14 protein-coding genes are annotated in these 14300 nt (G+C 64.1%); 5 read left to right on the forward strand and 9 right to left on the reverse strand.

Going from position 1 to position 14300, the window contains the following annotated elements; genetic code table 11:
* Positions 1-70: 70 nt before the first annotated feature.
* Complete coding sequence (locus QN084_RS10440; protein WP_069696570.1) at positions 71-619, forward strand: CGNR zinc finger domain-containing protein; 549 nt, start codon at positions 71-73, stop codon at positions 617-619.
* A 58-nt stretch (positions 620-677) separates the two neighbouring features.
* Here the strand turns inward: QN084_RS10440 and QN084_RS10445 are convergent, their stop codons facing one another.
* From QN084_RS10445 to aztD, 4 genes are all read right to left on the reverse strand, one after another.
* Positions 678-1025 carry a hypothetical protein gene (locus QN084_RS10445; RefSeq protein WP_021473295.1) on the reverse strand — a complete coding sequence of 116 codons (348 nt, stop codon included), beginning with the start codon at positions 1023-1025 and terminating at the stop codon, positions 678-680.
* Positions 1026-1098: 73 nt separating this feature from the next.
* Positions 1099-1671, reverse strand: coding sequence for a hypothetical protein (locus QN084_RS10450; protein ID WP_031216792.1), 573 nt, complete (start codon positions 1669-1671; stop codon positions 1099-1101).
* A 9-nt stretch (positions 1672-1680) separates the two neighbouring features.
* The gene (locus QN084_RS10455) at positions 1681-3021 is read right to left on the reverse strand and encodes an MATE family efflux transporter (protein ID WP_069696571.1); all 1341 of its coding nucleotides are present in this window, start codon (positions 3019-3021) and stop codon (positions 1681-1683) included.
* Positions 3022-3211: 190 nt separating this feature from the next.
* A complete protein-coding gene (aztD, locus tag QN084_RS10460; RefSeq protein WP_069696572.1) occupies positions 3212-4501 on the reverse strand; it encodes a zinc metallochaperone AztD in 1290 nt (429 codons plus the stop codon).
* Between the two features lie 296 nt (positions 4502-4797).
* Between aztD and QN084_RS10465 the strand changes: the two genes are divergently transcribed.
* Positions 4798-5784, forward strand: coding sequence for an acyl-CoA thioesterase (locus QN084_RS10465; protein ID WP_021473299.1), 987 nt, complete (start codon positions 4798-4800; stop codon positions 5782-5784).
* Between the two features lie 16 nt (positions 5785-5800).
* Here QN084_RS10465 and QN084_RS10470 read toward each other — a convergent pair whose 3' ends face one another.
* The 5 genes from QN084_RS10470 to QN084_RS10490 form a co-directional block, all read right to left on the reverse strand.
* Complete coding sequence (locus QN084_RS10470; protein ID WP_031216794.1) at positions 5801-6556, reverse strand: ZIP family metal transporter; 756 nt, start codon at positions 6554-6556, stop codon at positions 5801-5803.
* 50 nt (positions 6557-6606) lie between these two features.
* A complete protein-coding gene (locus QN084_RS10475; RefSeq protein WP_021473301.1) occupies positions 6607-7263 on the reverse strand; it encodes a GntR family transcriptional regulator in 657 nt (218 codons plus the stop codon).
* 111 nt (positions 7264-7374) lie between these two features.
* A complete protein-coding gene (locus QN084_RS10480; RefSeq protein ID WP_021473302.1) occupies positions 7375-8385 on the reverse strand; it encodes a transketolase family protein in 1011 nt (336 codons plus the stop codon).
* On the reverse strand, positions 8382-9272 hold the full coding sequence (locus QN084_RS10485; protein WP_021473303.1) for a transketolase: 891 nt from the start codon (positions 9270-9272) through the stop codon (positions 8382-8384). Before QN084_RS10485 ends, QN084_RS10480 begins: the two co-directional genes overlap by 4 nt.
* 63 nt (positions 9273-9335) lie before the next feature.
* Positions 9336-10673: an MFS transporter gene (locus QN084_RS10490; protein WP_021473304.1), complete on the reverse strand. Its 1338-nt coding sequence runs from the start codon at positions 10671-10673 to the stop codon at positions 9336-9338.
* 201 nt (positions 10674-10874) lie between these two features.
* Here QN084_RS10490 and QN084_RS10495 point away from each other — a divergent pair, with 201 nt between their 5' ends.
* The 3 genes from QN084_RS10495 to QN084_RS10505 are packed head-to-tail and all read left to right on the forward strand — an operon-like array spanning position 10875 to position 14293.
* Positions 10875-11750 carry a sugar phosphate isomerase/epimerase family protein gene (locus QN084_RS10495; RefSeq protein WP_021473305.1) on the forward strand — a complete coding sequence of 292 codons (876 nt, stop codon included), beginning with the start codon at positions 10875-10877 and terminating at the stop codon, positions 11748-11750.
* Positions 11747-12520 carry an SDR family NAD(P)-dependent oxidoreductase gene (locus QN084_RS10500; RefSeq protein ID WP_021473306.1) on the forward strand — a complete coding sequence of 258 codons (774 nt, stop codon included), beginning with the start codon at positions 11747-11749 and terminating at the stop codon, positions 12518-12520. The genes QN084_RS10495 and QN084_RS10500 overlap by 4 nt, the downstream gene beginning before the upstream one ends.
* Before the next feature lie 33 nt (positions 12521-12553).
* The gene (locus QN084_RS10505; protein WP_069696573.1) at positions 12554-14293 is read left to right on the forward strand and encodes a dihydroxyacetone kinase family protein; all 1740 of its coding nucleotides are present in this window, start codon (positions 12554-12556) and stop codon (positions 14291-14293) included.
* Positions 14294-14300: the final 7 nt, after the last annotated feature.

A 14300-nucleotide genomic window follows, 5' to 3' on the forward strand; every position in this document is an offset into this window, starting at 1 on the left:
GCAGCCTCCTGTCAGGAGTAAAGTGGGCTTATGGTCATGACAGTACTCCCCCAGCATGTAAGGAGTCAAAGTGCTTTTTGCGCCTGACACCGAGGTTGCCCTCCGCAGTGTCGTCAACCTGATCAACACCGCCGCCAATGGAGAGGACTCGCTGGCCACCGTCGAGGACCTTGACGCTTTCCTGGATGCCGAAGGCTTCTCCGGTTCGCGCACCAGAACGGCAGCTGAGTTGCGCAGCGTAAAACGCCTCCGGGTTGAGCTCGCAGCACTCTGGAGCGCCGATGAGGACACCGCTGCCAAAGCCATCAACAAACTCCTCGCCGATGCCAAGGCCCTCCCCCAGCTCGTCAAGCACGATCAGTGGGACTGGCACCTCCACGCCACCACCCCGGAAGCTCCGCTGGCGGATCGCATGGGCACGGAAGCCGCCATGGCAATCGTCGATGTGATCCGGAGCAAGGAGATGGAGCGGATGCGCCTCTGCGCAGCGGAAGACTGCGACGCCGTGGTCCTGGACCTCAGCCGCAACCGTTCAAAGCTCTACTGCGACACCGGAAATTGCGCCAACCGGACCCACGTCGCAGCGTACCGGGCCCGGAAAGCCGCCGAGGGCGACTAGCCTTCACCCCACCGCAACAAAAAAGCGCTCCCCCATCAAACGGGAGGAGCGCTGGAACCTAGTGTCCGCCGTCGTGCGTTTCCGGCGTATCAGGCGAGTCCGGCGAACCCGGACGGCCCTGCGGCCGCTTGGAACTGAGGTTGACGCCCGAACCCTTGCCGAGGTGTTCGGCATTCTCCTTGTAGCTCATGGACAGCATCGCAGCCACCACGAGGCTCACAATGAAGGCGATGCCGGCGCCGGTGAAGGCGAGGTCGAACCTCGGAGCCTTTGCGCTGCCGCCCGAGGCGAAGATCAGTACGGCGACGAACGCCAAAACGGCAAAGAATGCGGAGAAGACAAGCGGTCCCTTGACCGAAGTCCGCATCTTGCGCGGTTCTCCTGGTGTCTGGTCAGCCACGGTCATTCCTCCAATAATGGCGGCTTCTAAGAGCTGCCGCCGGTTTGCAAAGTTCTACGATCAGTAGAACGTCCAGCTACTAGTTTACGGCCTCGGCTGACGAGCCGGGTGCAGAGGGTCCGGAGGACGTCTTGGCTTCGTGACGCAAGGTAAGCCCCGAGAGAATCCACAAGACCCCGCAGATGATGGCGCCGCCACCGGCCACACCCAGGAGCGCATGGGCGCCCATGGAAATGAAGAACGGCAGCGCTACGGCTGTACCCACGGAAACAACGCCGGAAATCAGCCAATCCCGGGCGACGTCGTCGCGCTTCCGGACGCCGCGAGTCAGTTCGGAAGCCCCCAGAACCAGCAATGCAACGACGGCGGAGAGTGCAACGCCCGCGTCGGACCGCGTCACCAGGGCACCGATCCCGCCCAGGGCGATGACCACCGGTACGAACACCGGCAGAGTCCGGAACATCCAGACCGCTCCCGCCGTGGCCAGCAGATACAGTCCCATTGCCCAGGCAAGCCCCTCGCCGGAAGGGTTGCTCCAGAACGCCGTGACCAACCCGAACACCAGTCCAACAGCAGCACGGAGCAGCACGGGCTTCCAAGGCGTAGGCCGGGAGGCAGAACGGGGCTGGGCGGCATTCGCTGGGAGAGTCACGCGTCCAGTTTAGTGCGAACCCAGGACCATCCACCGATCCGTCCGCGCCCGAAGGCCAAGGGTCACCCCGCGCGCCAGCATGTAGCCCAGCGCGAAGGCGAGCCACAACCAGACCAGCCCCGCCGCGCCGTCGGGCCTTGTCAGGTACACCGCCGCCAGGAGCGGCAGATAGACAGCAAGATTTACGACGCCGGCAATCGCCAGGTAGCGGGCGTCGCCGGCTCCGATCAGCACACCGTCAAGGACGAAGACGTAACCGGCGAGGGGTTGGCCGACGGCCAGCACCCACAAGACAAGAGTGAGCGCAGACCGGACTCCCGCGTCCGAGGTGAACAGATAGCCGGCAAAAGGTGCCACCAAGGCCAGCAACACCCCGGTGATCACGCCGAAGCCCAAGCCCCAGCGAACCATGGTCCGTGTCAGTTCACGGGCCCGCCCGGCATTCCGGGCGCCCAGCTCCTTGCCGATCAGGGCCTGGGCTGCAATCGCCAGGGCATCCAGCGCAAACGCCAGGAAGGAGAAGATGGTCATGGCCAACTGGTGGGCTGCAAGGTTGACCGCACCCTGTGCCGTGACAACCACAACGGTGGCGAGGATGGCCACGCGGAGGCTGAGGGTGCGGAGCATGAGCCACGAGCCCACTTTGGTCATGGCGCGGATGCCGTGCCAATCGGGCTTGAGGGAGACGTTGCAACGTTGGGCATTGCGTCCGACAAACACCAGGTAAACCGCGGCCATTGACCACTGCGCGATGCTGGTTCCGATCGCGGAACCAGCCACGGAAAGGTTCAGCCCATACACCAGGAACCAGTTCAGGGCGATGTTCAGCGCGAACCCGGCAGTGGCCACCACCAGCGGGGTGCGGGTGTCCTGCAATCCCCTCAGCACACCTGTTCCGGCAAAAACCAGGAGCATCGCGGCCAGGCCCGGCATGGACCAGCGGAGATAGTCGACGGCGAATCCCTGCACGTCTCCGCTCGCGCCCATGAGTCCAACCAGCGGCTCGGCGAAGATGAAGCCGAGCACCGCGAGCGCCACGCCCAGCAGCAGAGCCAGCCATACGCCGTCGCGCCCTGCCGCCAAAGCCTTGCCGAGCTTTCCGTCGCCGATCGCGCGGGCGACTGCCGGCGTCGTCGAATATGCCAGGAAAACCATGAGCCCAACCGCGGTGTGCAGAACCGTGGAGGCGAGTCCCACACCGGCCAACTGGTCGACGCCCAAGTGCCCGACGATCGCCGAGTCGGCCAGGAGGAACAGGGGCTCGGCGATCAGGGCGCCGAAAGCGGGCACGGCTAGCCGGAGAATTTCCCGGGCATCGGAACGGCTGGGGGCGGTTGTGGTTTCAGGCACTCATCAAGGGTAGATGCTCCCCCACCCCCCGACGCTCTATCACATCCCACCCTGATTGCCCCGGCGCTCTATCACATCCCACCGCCAATCCCCCGACGCTCTATCACTCTCTTCAGGGGAGTGATAGAGCGTCGGGCTGAAGGAGGCAGGATGTGGAAGAGCATCCGGGTGAGGGTGGAAAGGGGAGAGATCAGCCCGTGACGCCCGTGAGCTCATTCGGCACGTGCTCAAGCTGGGCCGATCCCGCAACCTTCCCGCTGGAAAGGTTCACAGCGCGGATGGTTCGCGTCGCAGGCTCTGTGACGAACGCCGTCGAACCTTGAACGAACAGGGCGGGCCGCGGGTCCTGCCAGGTTTCCGACTCTTCCCATGCAGCCACCACAGGGATGTTCTTTTCCACAGCGCCCGTCAGCGGGTTGATGACGCGCAAACCGCCGTCTGTTCCCAAAACCAGCGCTTCGCCTGCGGGTCCCCGGCCCAGCGAACGGAACGAATAGCTGGTCCCGATGTCCACGAGTCGCAGCGATGCGGAGTCGGTATTGACCAACGAGATCCTGGTAGGACGCTCCAGCTTCGCACCCTTATCCACCTTGTAGTCACCGAGGATCACGGGAGATTTCTCCGAGCCCGCCTGGTTTCCCATCCGGCCGTATGCATCCGGGCTGGGCACCTTGGTGATGACGCCGTCCTTGTAGATCAGCATGCCGTCGGTGCACCCCACCGTCACGGCCTCACCGCCAGCCATCGCTTCGCCATGCACGCCCGGGCAATCCTCATTGCGCGCAATTTCCCGGCGATCCTGGCCCTTGCCCGCCGACAAAATGGCGATCCCCTTCCGACTTTCCTCATTGCCTAGCGTCACCAGCATCTTGCCGTCCTCTAGCTCAACGGCGACACCATGGTGGGGCTCGGGCGTCGTGTACTGGTCGGTGGCAGGCAGTTCGCCCCCTTTTGTGAGGTCCGCAGAGGCGAAGCTCTCCACTTTCCCGGAACCGTCGCTAAACAGGACGGTCCTGCCGGCGTGGGTAACCACGTGCCCTGCCTCGTCGGCGTCGAAGGAGAGCCCGGTCAAGGCGGGGTCGGAGACGTAGTGGTGGCTATGGTCGCCGTGCGCCTCGGACCAGGCACCGGAGTCAAAGACACGGAAAGCGTCCCCCGTTGAGATGAGCACATGCCTGCCGTCACCCGCCGGGTTCAGCCTATTGAAGCCTTCGAGCTCCACGCCGCCGACCGGCTTCAGGGTCCTTGCGTCCAGAACGGCCACGCCGCCGTCGTGGGTGTAAACGAGGCGAGGAGCGGGACCGGGCGCCTCCTTGGTGGAGGCTGTGGACGGGCTTGGTTCCGGCGCCGCACCTGCTTGGTTGCCGGGCGCCGCGCAGGCGCCAAGCAAAGTGGCGGAAAGCCCGACGGCGGCAACCGCCCGCAGACGGCGGCGCGTGGTTCTCGAGGGCAGGTCGAAGGAGGGTGTGATTGATGACATGCGTTAATAATAATGATTCTCAATTGCATCGCAACTGCAGTGTCACCTACTGCCCGACACCCCAGCCACCCCCCAATCCCCCGGTTCCTCTATCACTAAACCCATCGATCTCCCGGTTCCTCTATCACTGCCTTCAAGAGAGAGATAGAGGAACCGCGAAAAGGCGCCGGGAAGTGATAGAGCAACGGCGGGGAGACGGCGGGAGACGATAGAGGAACGGCAGAAAGGGGGGCGGGAAGTGATAGAGGAACGACTCAGTCACGTAACAGAAACACGCCGACAGTAAACTTCGAACCATGAGCGAGTCCCCCGCGAATTCCGTGACCCTCCGCTTCCTCGCAGCCCCCATGGACGTGGGCCACAGCGGCTCAGTCGATGCCGGCACCGTCCTTGAGTGGGTGGATAAGGCGGCGTACGCAGCAGCTGTCGGCTGGGCAAAGTCCTATTGCGTCACGGCATATGTGGGCAACATCCACTTCGCAGATCCCGTCAACAGCGGCGACATGGTTGAGGTCACCTCCACGATCGTCTACACCGGCCGCTCGTCCATGCACATCCACACGACCGTGAGCTCCCGGGATCCCAAGGGCGGGCCGGAGACAATGCACAGCCAATGCATGGTGATCTTTGTTGCCGTGGGACCCGACGGAAAGCCGATCCCCGTCCCTCAGTTCGAGCCATCCACGCCCGCCGAAATCGAAGCACGCGAACATGCCCTTGCCCGCATAGATGTTCGCGAACAGATCGTGAACGCAATGAACGCCCAGGAATATACCGACGCCGGAACGGCCGAGCGTGTGACGCTGCGGTTCATGGCGTCCCCCACGGACGTGAATTGGGGCGGGAAAGTCCATGGTGGCATCGTGATGAAGTGGATCGATGAAGCCGCTTATGTCTGCGCGTCGCGGTACTGCGGAAAGGACACGGTTGCCGTGTTCTCCGGCGGCGTCCGCTTCTACAGGCCTCTCCTCATTGGCCATGTGGTGGAAGTGGAAGCCCGCTTGGTCTACACCGGCGCCAAAGGTATGCACATTGCGGTACATGTCCGTTCGGGCGATCCAAAGACCCGGGAGATGAATCTGACCACGTATTGCCTCACCGTCATGGTGGCCCGGGACGAGACCGGCACCGCCGTTCCTATCCCTGCTTGGGTTCCGGTCTCCGAGGAGGACAAGAAGCTGCACGCCCACGCGCGGGAACTGCTGGAAATCCGCGGCAGGGCACCTGGAAATCGGCTGCCGGACCATCTGTTGAACGCTGGCGGCCAGAGACCAGCGAACTGATCGACTGCGGAAGAGGCTAGCCCCCGAGTTCGCTGATCGTGAAGGCTGTCAGGAAGCCCAGCGAAGCAATCAAACCGCTCAGCAGGTGATGTTCCTCGAAGGCTTCCGGGATCATGGTGTCCGCGAGCATTGCCAGGATGGCACCGGCTGCGGTGGCCGTGATGAAGGCAATGACTCCTGCCGGTGCGTTCTCCAGTGCCGAGTAACCGACCAGTGAGGCAATACCGCACAGCACTGCGATGCCGCCCCAGACTCCGAAGACGTAGGCGGCACTGCGTCCGGATTTCTTCATGCCCGCGGTACTGGAAAGCCCTTCCGGGACATTGGAGATAAAGACGGCAGCGAGCATCGCCGGGCTGACGCCTCCCCCGGTGATCAGCCCGAGGCCCAGAACCACCGATTCGGGAATGCCGTCCAGGAGGGCACCGACGGCGATCGCGGTCCCACTGCCCGGCGACTCTGCTTCGCTGGGCTGGTGGCCACCCGAGCGTTTCCGGTGCTTGGCCCCCCGGCGGGCCAGCAGGAAGTTTGCTCCCACATAGACAACCGCGCCGGCCAGGAACCCGAAGACAGTCGGCCATAGACCCCCGCCACTGGCGGCTTCGTCCACAAGGTCAAAGGCCAATGCGGAGATGAGGACGCCTGCGCCAAAGGACATGACGGATGAGACGATTTTGGGTGGGATGGACCATTTCCATGACAACGCCGAGCCGAGCACCAACGCGCCGCCGGCGATCGTGCCCCACATCAGGGCCTGCATCCACATCGGCAAATCCGCGCCCTCCTCAGTAATCCATCAACTCACGGATTCACCGAGCCTACCTAGCCCACCAGGTTTTCGGCGGCACCGTCCATGTGTCCGATGATGGTTTCGCGCGCCTTGGCAGCGTCTCCGGTTTCGATGGCGGCCACAATGTCGTGATGCCGTCCGACGCTCATGTTCCTGGTGGCACGCTCCAAACCGGCGAACATAATGGACATCCGGATGGAGCCTTCCAGTGATTCCCACTGATGGAGCAGCGTTTCGTTCCCGGAGAGCCGGCACAGCGTCCGGTGGAACTCGAGGTCGGCTTCGATCTGTTCCTCGAGTGAGAGCTTTGCGGCGTTGCCCATGTTCTCGACGGCGGCACGCAGTTCAGCGAGGGCGGCCTCTTTGTCCGGCATGTCGCTCAGGGTACGCGCAGCGAGCGATTCGAGGACGCCCCGGACCGCGAAGATGTCCCGGATTTCCTTGACGTCCAGGTGGCGAACGGAGAGCCGGCCCCGCGCCCCGGCAGACACCAGCCCTTCCTGCTCCAACTGCCGCAGCGCTTCACGGAGGGTTCCGCGGCTGATCTGGAGCATCTCGGAGAGTTCGGTCTCTACGAGGTGGCGGCCGGGCTCCAGTTCCCCGCTGGTGATGGCACTCCGCAGAGCGATGAGCGCCTGTTCGCGCAAGCTCTTCTTTTCCAGTCCCAACAGGGATGCGGTCAGGGCCATGATGTGTCCTCAATGTGTACGGGCGACTGCCAACAGTCCGGTGTTAACAGTTGATACTACGGGCAGGGGCGCAGGACCGGCAGTCCTGCGCCCCTTCTTGCGGGTTTGTTCTTAGCCGAGTTCGGCCAGGACCTTGGCAACGATCCTGTCGACGGAGAGTCCGTAACGCTCGTGAAGCGTCGGCAGCGCGCCGGCGTCGAGGAACTGGTCCGGAAGCGCGATGGGCACCACGCGCTTGCCCAGACCGGCAGTTACGACGGCGGAGGCGACGGTTTCGAACAGACCGCCAACAACGGTGTGGTTTTCCAGGGTGACGGCGAGTCGGTCCGTGTTCAGTTCGGCGAGGACGGTCGCGGAGTCGAACGGCTTGATGGTGGGGGTGTGAACCACGGCAACGTCAACGTTGTGCTTGGCCAGGGCGTCTGCCGCTTGGAGGGCCCGCATGGTCATCAAACCTGAGGAAACGAACACAACGTCGTTGCCGCCGCGCAGCACTTTGGCTTTGCCGAGTTCGAACGTGTAGTCGTACTCATCCAGCACCGTGGGAACGTTGCCCCGCAGCAGGCGGAGGTAGGTGGGCCCTTCCGAGGCTGCCAGCTGGGGAACAGCCTGCTCAATGTCGACCGAGTCGCAAGGGTCCACGATGGTCAGGTTGGGCATGCCGCGGAAGATCGCCATGTCCTCGGTTGCCTGGTGGCTGGGTCCGTAGCCGGTGGTCAACCCCGGCAACCCACCGACGATGTTGACGTTCAGGTTCGGCTCGGCGATGTCCAGGCAGAGGAAGTCGTAGGCACGGCGGGCAGCGAACACGGAGTAGGTGGAGGCGAAGGGGATCATGCCGGTCTCGGCCAGGCCTGCGGCGGCTCCAAGGAGGAGCTGCTCGGCCATGCCCATCTGGAAGAACCGCTCCGGGAAAGCCTTCGCGAAGATATGCATGTCCGTGTATTTGCCGAGGTCTGCCGTCAGACCGACAATCCGCTTATCAGCCTCGGCGGCGGCAACCAACGCGTGACCGAACGGGGCGGAGGTGGTCTTCTGGCCCGGGTCGGCGAAGGAAGCGATCATCGCCGACGTCTTCAACTTCTGCTTTGCGGGCGAAGCCGCTGCGGTGACTGTGCTCATGCTGATGCCGTCCCTTCGTATCCTGCGGTCAGCTGCTCGCGGCAGATCTGCCATTCGTGTTCTTCGATGCGCATGAAGTGTGCCTTCTCCCGCGTCTCCAGCAGCGGCACCCCGCGCCCAACCTTGGTGTCGCAGAGGATCACGGACGGCTGCCCGACCGGTGCCGAAACTGCGGCGATGTTGTCGAACGCTGCCAGCAGCGCACCGACGTCGTTCCCGTCCACGCGCTGGGTGTACCAGCCGAACGATTCCCACTTCTCGGTGACCGGTTCGGTGCGCAGCACCGTATTGGTGGCGCCGTCGGCCTGGAGGGCGTTGATGTCCACCATGGCTGTCAGGTTGCCCAGCTGGTGGTGGTGGGCGCCCATGGCAGCTTCCCAGGTTGAGCCCTCATCCAGTTCACCGTCGGAAAGGAAGTTGATGACGCGGTTGGAAGAACCCTGCGCCCGGAGGCCAAGAGCCATCCCGACCGCGATGGTCAGGCCGTGTCCCAGCGAACCACCGGAGATTTCCATGCCCGGGGTGTAGGTGGACATCCCGGACATCGGGAGGCGGGAATCGTCCGAGCCGTAGGTTTCGAGTTCAGCCACGGGAACGATCCCGGCTTCGGCCAGGGCCGCGTAGTGCCCAATCGCGTAGTGCCCAGTGGAGAGCAGGAACCTGTCGCGCCCCTCCCAGTGCGGATCTTCGGCACGGTACGTGAGCTGGTCGGCGTAAACGGCGGCGAACATGTCCGCTGCGCCCAGGGCCTGGCCGACGTAGCCCTGGCCTTGGACCTCACCCATGTTCAGGGCGTGGTGGCGGATGCGGTAGGCGGCAGCGCGGATGCGCTCCACGCGGTCGGCGGCCGGCAAAGCGGGCGCTGCTTCGACTGATGGAATAGTCACGGGAATCCTTCCGGGGTCGGGCGTGTACCGATGGGGAGAACACGCCCGACGTCGAGTGGTTGCTTAGGCGGTTACCGTCTGGGGAGTTTTGCTGGCGGCTTCTTCCGCGAGCCGGCGCTCACGCTTGCCCCAGGTTTCCTTGGTGATCAAGGCGGCCCAGAGACCGATGGCTCCGTAGATGCTGAAGAGGGCCGCGGGGCCCATCCAGCCGAAGCTGACGAACAGCAGGGTGGTGATGAACGGGGTGAACCCGGAGACCATGGCGGAGATCTGGTAGGCGAGGGATGCGCCGGAGGAGCGGGTCTTGGCCTGGAACAGCTCGGGGAACCAGGCACCCTGGGCGCCGGCGAGCGAGTTCTGGCATACGGCGTAGGCGATCACGATCGTGGCGATGATGAAGATGAACATGCCGGTGTTGACCAGGAGGAACATCGGGATGCCGAAGGCCACGGCGAAGGCCGTTGACCAGATGTACACGGGACGGCGGCCCACCTTGTCGGTCAGCTTGCCCCAGGCGTAGGTGGCGAAGATGCCGATGGCGGCTGCGATGCAGAGGGCCACCAGGGTCTGGGTCTTGTCGGCCAGCTTGGTGCTGTGGAGGTAGGAGATCATGTACGTCACGGAGACGGCGTAGCCGGCGGTTTCGGCGATGCGGAGGCCGATGCCGCGGACGATATTGCGCCAGTCGGTCTTGATGACCTCGACGATCGGGGACTTAACAATGTCGCCCTTGGTCTTGACGTCTTCGAAGACCGGGGACTCGGGCACCTTGGAACGGATGATGAGTCCTACGGCGACCAGCAGGATGCTGGCGAGGAACGGTACGCGCCAGGCCCATTCACTGCCGAGGCCGACGCTGAAGAGGAAGACGAGGTTTGCCAGCAGCAGTCCTACGGGGAAGCCGGCCTGCACGATGCCGGTGAACTGGCCCTTCTTCTTCCACGGTGCGTGCTCGTAGCTCATCAGGATGGCACCGCCCCATTCGGCGCCGAATGCCAGGCCCTGGATGATGCGCACGATCACCAGCAGTGCGGGAGCCAGCAGGCCGACCTGCTGATAGGTCGGGAGGAGGCCAATAGCGAAGGTCGCCAGGCCCATCAGGATGAGGGAGGCAACGAGGACGGGCTTACGGCCAAGCTTGTCGCCAAGGTGGCCGCCAATGATGCCGCCCAAAGGACGGGCAGCGAAGCCAACACCGAGTGTCGCGAAGGACGCCAACGTACCGGTCACCGGATCGGCGCCCGGGAAGAATGCCGTACCAAAGTACAGTGCGGCAGCGGTGCCGAACCCGATGAAGTCGTAGGTTTCGATGACTGCGCCGACGCCAGAACCGACGGCGACTCGCTTGGCTTCCTTGGTTCCATGAACCGGACCACGCATGGTCAGAGCATCATTGCTCATTGCTTATTCCCTTTCGAAGAGTGGGCTGCATTCCGCAACACCACTGTCGACAGTCAACATAATACGTCAACTGTGACCGACACCACCAGCAATGTCAACAGTCAACTTTGAGGGTTGACTGTTGACAGTTAACTCCGATAACGTGGTCCGCATCACTAAAGGCTCTCTCCGTCGAGAGCCGCAACCTGAGGATCAACGACGATGTTCCATCAAAGACTGGGCTGTTCTTCCATCAGCTTCCGGCATCAGGACCTGGCAACAGCCCTGCACACCATGAGCGGTCTCGGCTTCGAAGAGATCGACCTCGGAGCACTCCCCGGCGTCTGCGACCACGTGCCCTACGTACTGGACGCCGAGGCAGTGGAGGCGGTTGCCGCCGTCGTGCGTGAGTCCGGACTGCGCGTCCGCAGCGTAAACGGCGACATCGGGGACCTGAATGCAACGCTCGACGCCGACGCCCGGCTGGAACGCGAACGCCACCTTGAGATGCTGCTCAGCCTCTCTGCCAAAACCGGGGCGAAAGCACTGGTCCTGCCGTGCGGTGCGATCGACCACGAACCCGTGGGCAGCCTCGAGGGAGATATCGAAACGGTTGGCGCCCAACTCATCCACGCGTCCGAACGGGCCAAAGAGTTCGGCGTAGAACTGTGGACCGAATCCCTGCACTACTTCCGGCTGTGCTGGAACACAGAGCGGGCCCAGCTCCTTGCCGACCAGCTCATCGGTTCAAACGTCGGAATCGTCATGGACTTCAGCCACATCGTGGCCTCCGGGGGCAATCCGGTGGACTTCATCGAACGGTTCGGCGACCGCATCACCCACGTGCACCTGCGCGATGCGGTGCCCGCCACCGAAACCGGGCCCGGGAACATCAACCTCAGTATCGGCAACGGCCAAGCGGACTTCGCGGCCGGTCTCTCCGCCCTGCGGGACATCGGCTACACGGGCCACTTCTCCCTGGAACTCGAAACCCGCGACGTCACCCATGACGAGCGACCCGCTGCCGCAGCCAAGGCCGGCAGCTTCATCACAGACCTCATCCAGTACCCCCTGCACACCATTCAAGGAGCATCATGACCACCACCCAGCGCACCGCAGTCCTCACCGGAGCCACCTCCGAGCGCGGAATCGGCCTCACCACAGCCCGCCGCTACGCCGCTCAGGGCTGGGGAGTCGTCATCCTCGACCTCGACGGCGAGAAGTCGGCGAAGGTCGCTGCCGAAATCGGCAACGAATTCAACGTCCCCGCGTTCGGTTACGAAATCAACGTGGCCGATGAAGCCTCCGTTGCCAGGGCCCAGGCTGCCGTTGCGGCTGAAGTATCGGCCGGAAACCTCCCGGTGGTGGGCGCTCTGGCGAACATCGCCGGCATCACCTCCCCCGTTCCGTTCCTCGAAACCACCCTTGAGCTGTGGCACAAGGTCATGGACGTCAACGCCACCGGCACCTACCTGGTGACCAAGGCATTCCTCCCGGACATGATCGCCAACGGCTGGGGCCGCATCGTGAACATGTCATCCGTTTCCGCCCAGCGCGGTGGGGGCGTGTTCGGCAAGGTTCCCTACTCCGCAGCCAAGGCAGCCATCCTCGGCTTCACCAAAGCCCTGGCCCGTGAAATCGGCGAAACCGGCGTGACCGTTAACGCCATCACCCCCGGAGCGGTGGACACGAACATCCGCGTAGGCAGCACCCAGGAGCAGGAAGACGCCATCAACGCCGGCATCCCCCTGGGCCGCAACGCCACTACCGAGGAAGTTGCCGCCGTCATCACGTTCCTGTCCTCCGAGGATTCCGCGTACCTCACCGGCACCACCATCGACATCAACGGCGGCAGCCACATTCACTAGTCCCCCGCATTCCGAGGAACACCAGGACCCACCATGACCAGAATCTTCAACGATCCCGCCGACTTCGCCGATGAATCCCTCTCCGGCTTCTGCGACGCCCACTCGGACCTCGTACGCCAGGTAGAGGGTGGCGCCGTTCGCCGCAACCGGCCCTCCGCTCCCAAGGTGGCAGTTATTACGGGCGGCGGTTCGGGGCATTACCCCGCGTTCTCCGGCATCATCGGCCCGGGCTTTGCTGACGGGGCCGTGGTCGGAAACATCTTCACCTCACCGTCCACCCAACAGGCCTACTCCGTGGCAAAGGCCGCGAACTCGGGTGCCGGCATCGTCTTCACCTATGGCAACTATGCCGGCGATGTCCTCAACTTCGGCATGGCCAGTGAACGGTTGAATGCCGAGGGAATCCGGGCGGAAAACGTACTGGTCACGGACGACATCGCCAGTGCTCCTTTGTCCGAGGTTGAAAAGCGCCGTGGCATTGCCGGGGACTTCGTGGTCTTCAAGGTCATGGGTGCAGCCGCCGAAGCCGGGCTGGACTTGGATTCGGTGGTGCGCTTGGGACGCAAGGCCAATGACCGCACCCGCACCATCGGAACGGCATTCAGCGGCTGCACCTTCCCGGGAGCGGAGCAACCCCTCTTCCGCCTTCCCGAGGGTCACATGGGCCTGGGCCTGGGTATCCACGGCGAACCGGGACTGTTCGATACTGAACTGCCTACCGCCGTCGAACTTGGCCACGAACTGGTGCGACGCGTCCTGGCGGAAGCGCCCGCAGCCGCGTCCGGTCGTGTTGCCGTCATCCTCAACGGGCTTGGCTCCACCAAGAACGAGGAACTTTTTGTCCTGTGGCGCACGGTCGCCCCGCTCCTCCGCGAGGCGGGCTACACCCTGGTCATGCCCGAGGTCGGAGAACTGGTGACCAGCCTGGACATGGCAGGTGTTTCCTTGACCCTGACATGGCTGGACGAGGAACTGGAGGAGTACTGGACGGCTCCTGCCCTGACTCCGGCCTATCGCCGGGGTTCGGTTGGGTTCGATATCGCCGCGCCCGGCGACGCTGTGGAAGAAGTCGTTGCCTCGGACGCCGCCAACTACTCCTCCACAGAGGGATCGCGGGCCTACGCCGGCAAGTGCCTTGCCGCGCTGGAAGCCACTGCGGAGCTGCTCCGCGAATCGGAGTCGATGCTCGGAGACATGGACGCAATCGCCGGCGATGGTGACCACGGCCGCGGCATGGTCCGTGGGTCCGCTGCCGCCCTTCGGGCCGCTGCCGCCGCTTACTCGGCCGGTGCCGGGGCGGGCTCCGTGCTGATCGCCGGCGGCGACGCGTGGGCCGACAAAGCCGGCGGAACGTCGGGTGTCCTCTGGGGTGCCGGGCTGCGCGCCTTTGGCGAGCGGCTGGGCGACTCGGAAAGCCCGACGGCGGACCTCCTCGCGGCCGCTGTGCGCGCTTTCGCCGACCGCATCACTGGCCTGGGCAAAGCCAAGATAGGCGACAAGACCATGGTGGACTCCCTGCTGCCGTTTGCTTCTTCCTTCACTCACGCCGTGGCTGCAGGGTCCCCCGCAGAGGAGGCGTGGGCTGCCGCGGCTGCAACAGCAACGTCGGCAGCAGCCGCCACCGCTGATCTTCGCCCGCTCAAAGGCCGCGCCCGTCCGCTCGCCGAGAAGAGCATCGGCACCCCCGACCCCGGGGCGACGTCGCTCGCCATGGTGTTCACCGCCGTCGGGCCCCACTTCACGGCAGTTCCCGTAGCTGCAGCCGCCAACTAGGAGAGTA

The sequence above is a fragment of the Paenarthrobacter sp. R1 genome (assembly GCF_030264015.1).
Classification (GTDB): Bacteria; Actinomycetota; Actinomycetes; order Actinomycetales; family Micrococcaceae; genus Arthrobacter; species Arthrobacter ureafaciens.

Bases quoted from the DNA above. Each gene is read 5' to 3' on its own strand.
- QN084_RS10445 (WP_021473295.1), bottom strand. From the start codon at position 1,025: ATGACCGTGGCTGACCAGACACCAGGAGAACCGCGCAAGATGCGGACT.
- aztD (WP_069696572.1), bottom strand. From the start codon at position 4,501: ATGTCATCAATCACACCCTCCTTCGACCTGCCCTCGAGAACCACGCGC.
- QN084_RS10465 (WP_021473299.1), top strand. From the start codon at position 4,798: ATGAGCGAGTCCCCCGCGAATTCCGTGACCCTCCGCTTCCTCGCAGCC.
- QN084_RS10475 (WP_021473301.1), bottom strand. From the start codon at position 7,263: ATGGCCCTGACCGCATCCCTGTTGGGACTGGAAAAGAAGAGCTTGCGC.
- QN084_RS10480 (WP_021473302.1), bottom strand. From the start codon at position 8,385: ATGAGCACAGTCACCGCAGCGGCTTCGCCCGCAAAGCAGAAGTTGAAG.
- QN084_RS10490 (WP_021473304.1), bottom strand. From the start codon at position 10,673: ATGAGCAATGATGCTCTGACCATGCGTGGTCCGGTTCATGGAACCAAG.
- QN084_RS10495 (WP_021473305.1), top strand. From the start codon at position 10,875: ATGTTCCATCAAAGACTGGGCTGTTCTTCCATCAGCTTCCGGCATCAG.
- QN084_RS10500 (WP_021473306.1), top strand. From the start codon at position 11,747: ATGACCACCACCCAGCGCACCGCAGTCCTCACCGGAGCCACCTCCGAG.
- QN084_RS10505 (WP_069696573.1), top strand. From the start codon at position 12,554: ATGACCAGAATCTTCAACGATCCCGCCGACTTCGCCGATGAATCCCTC.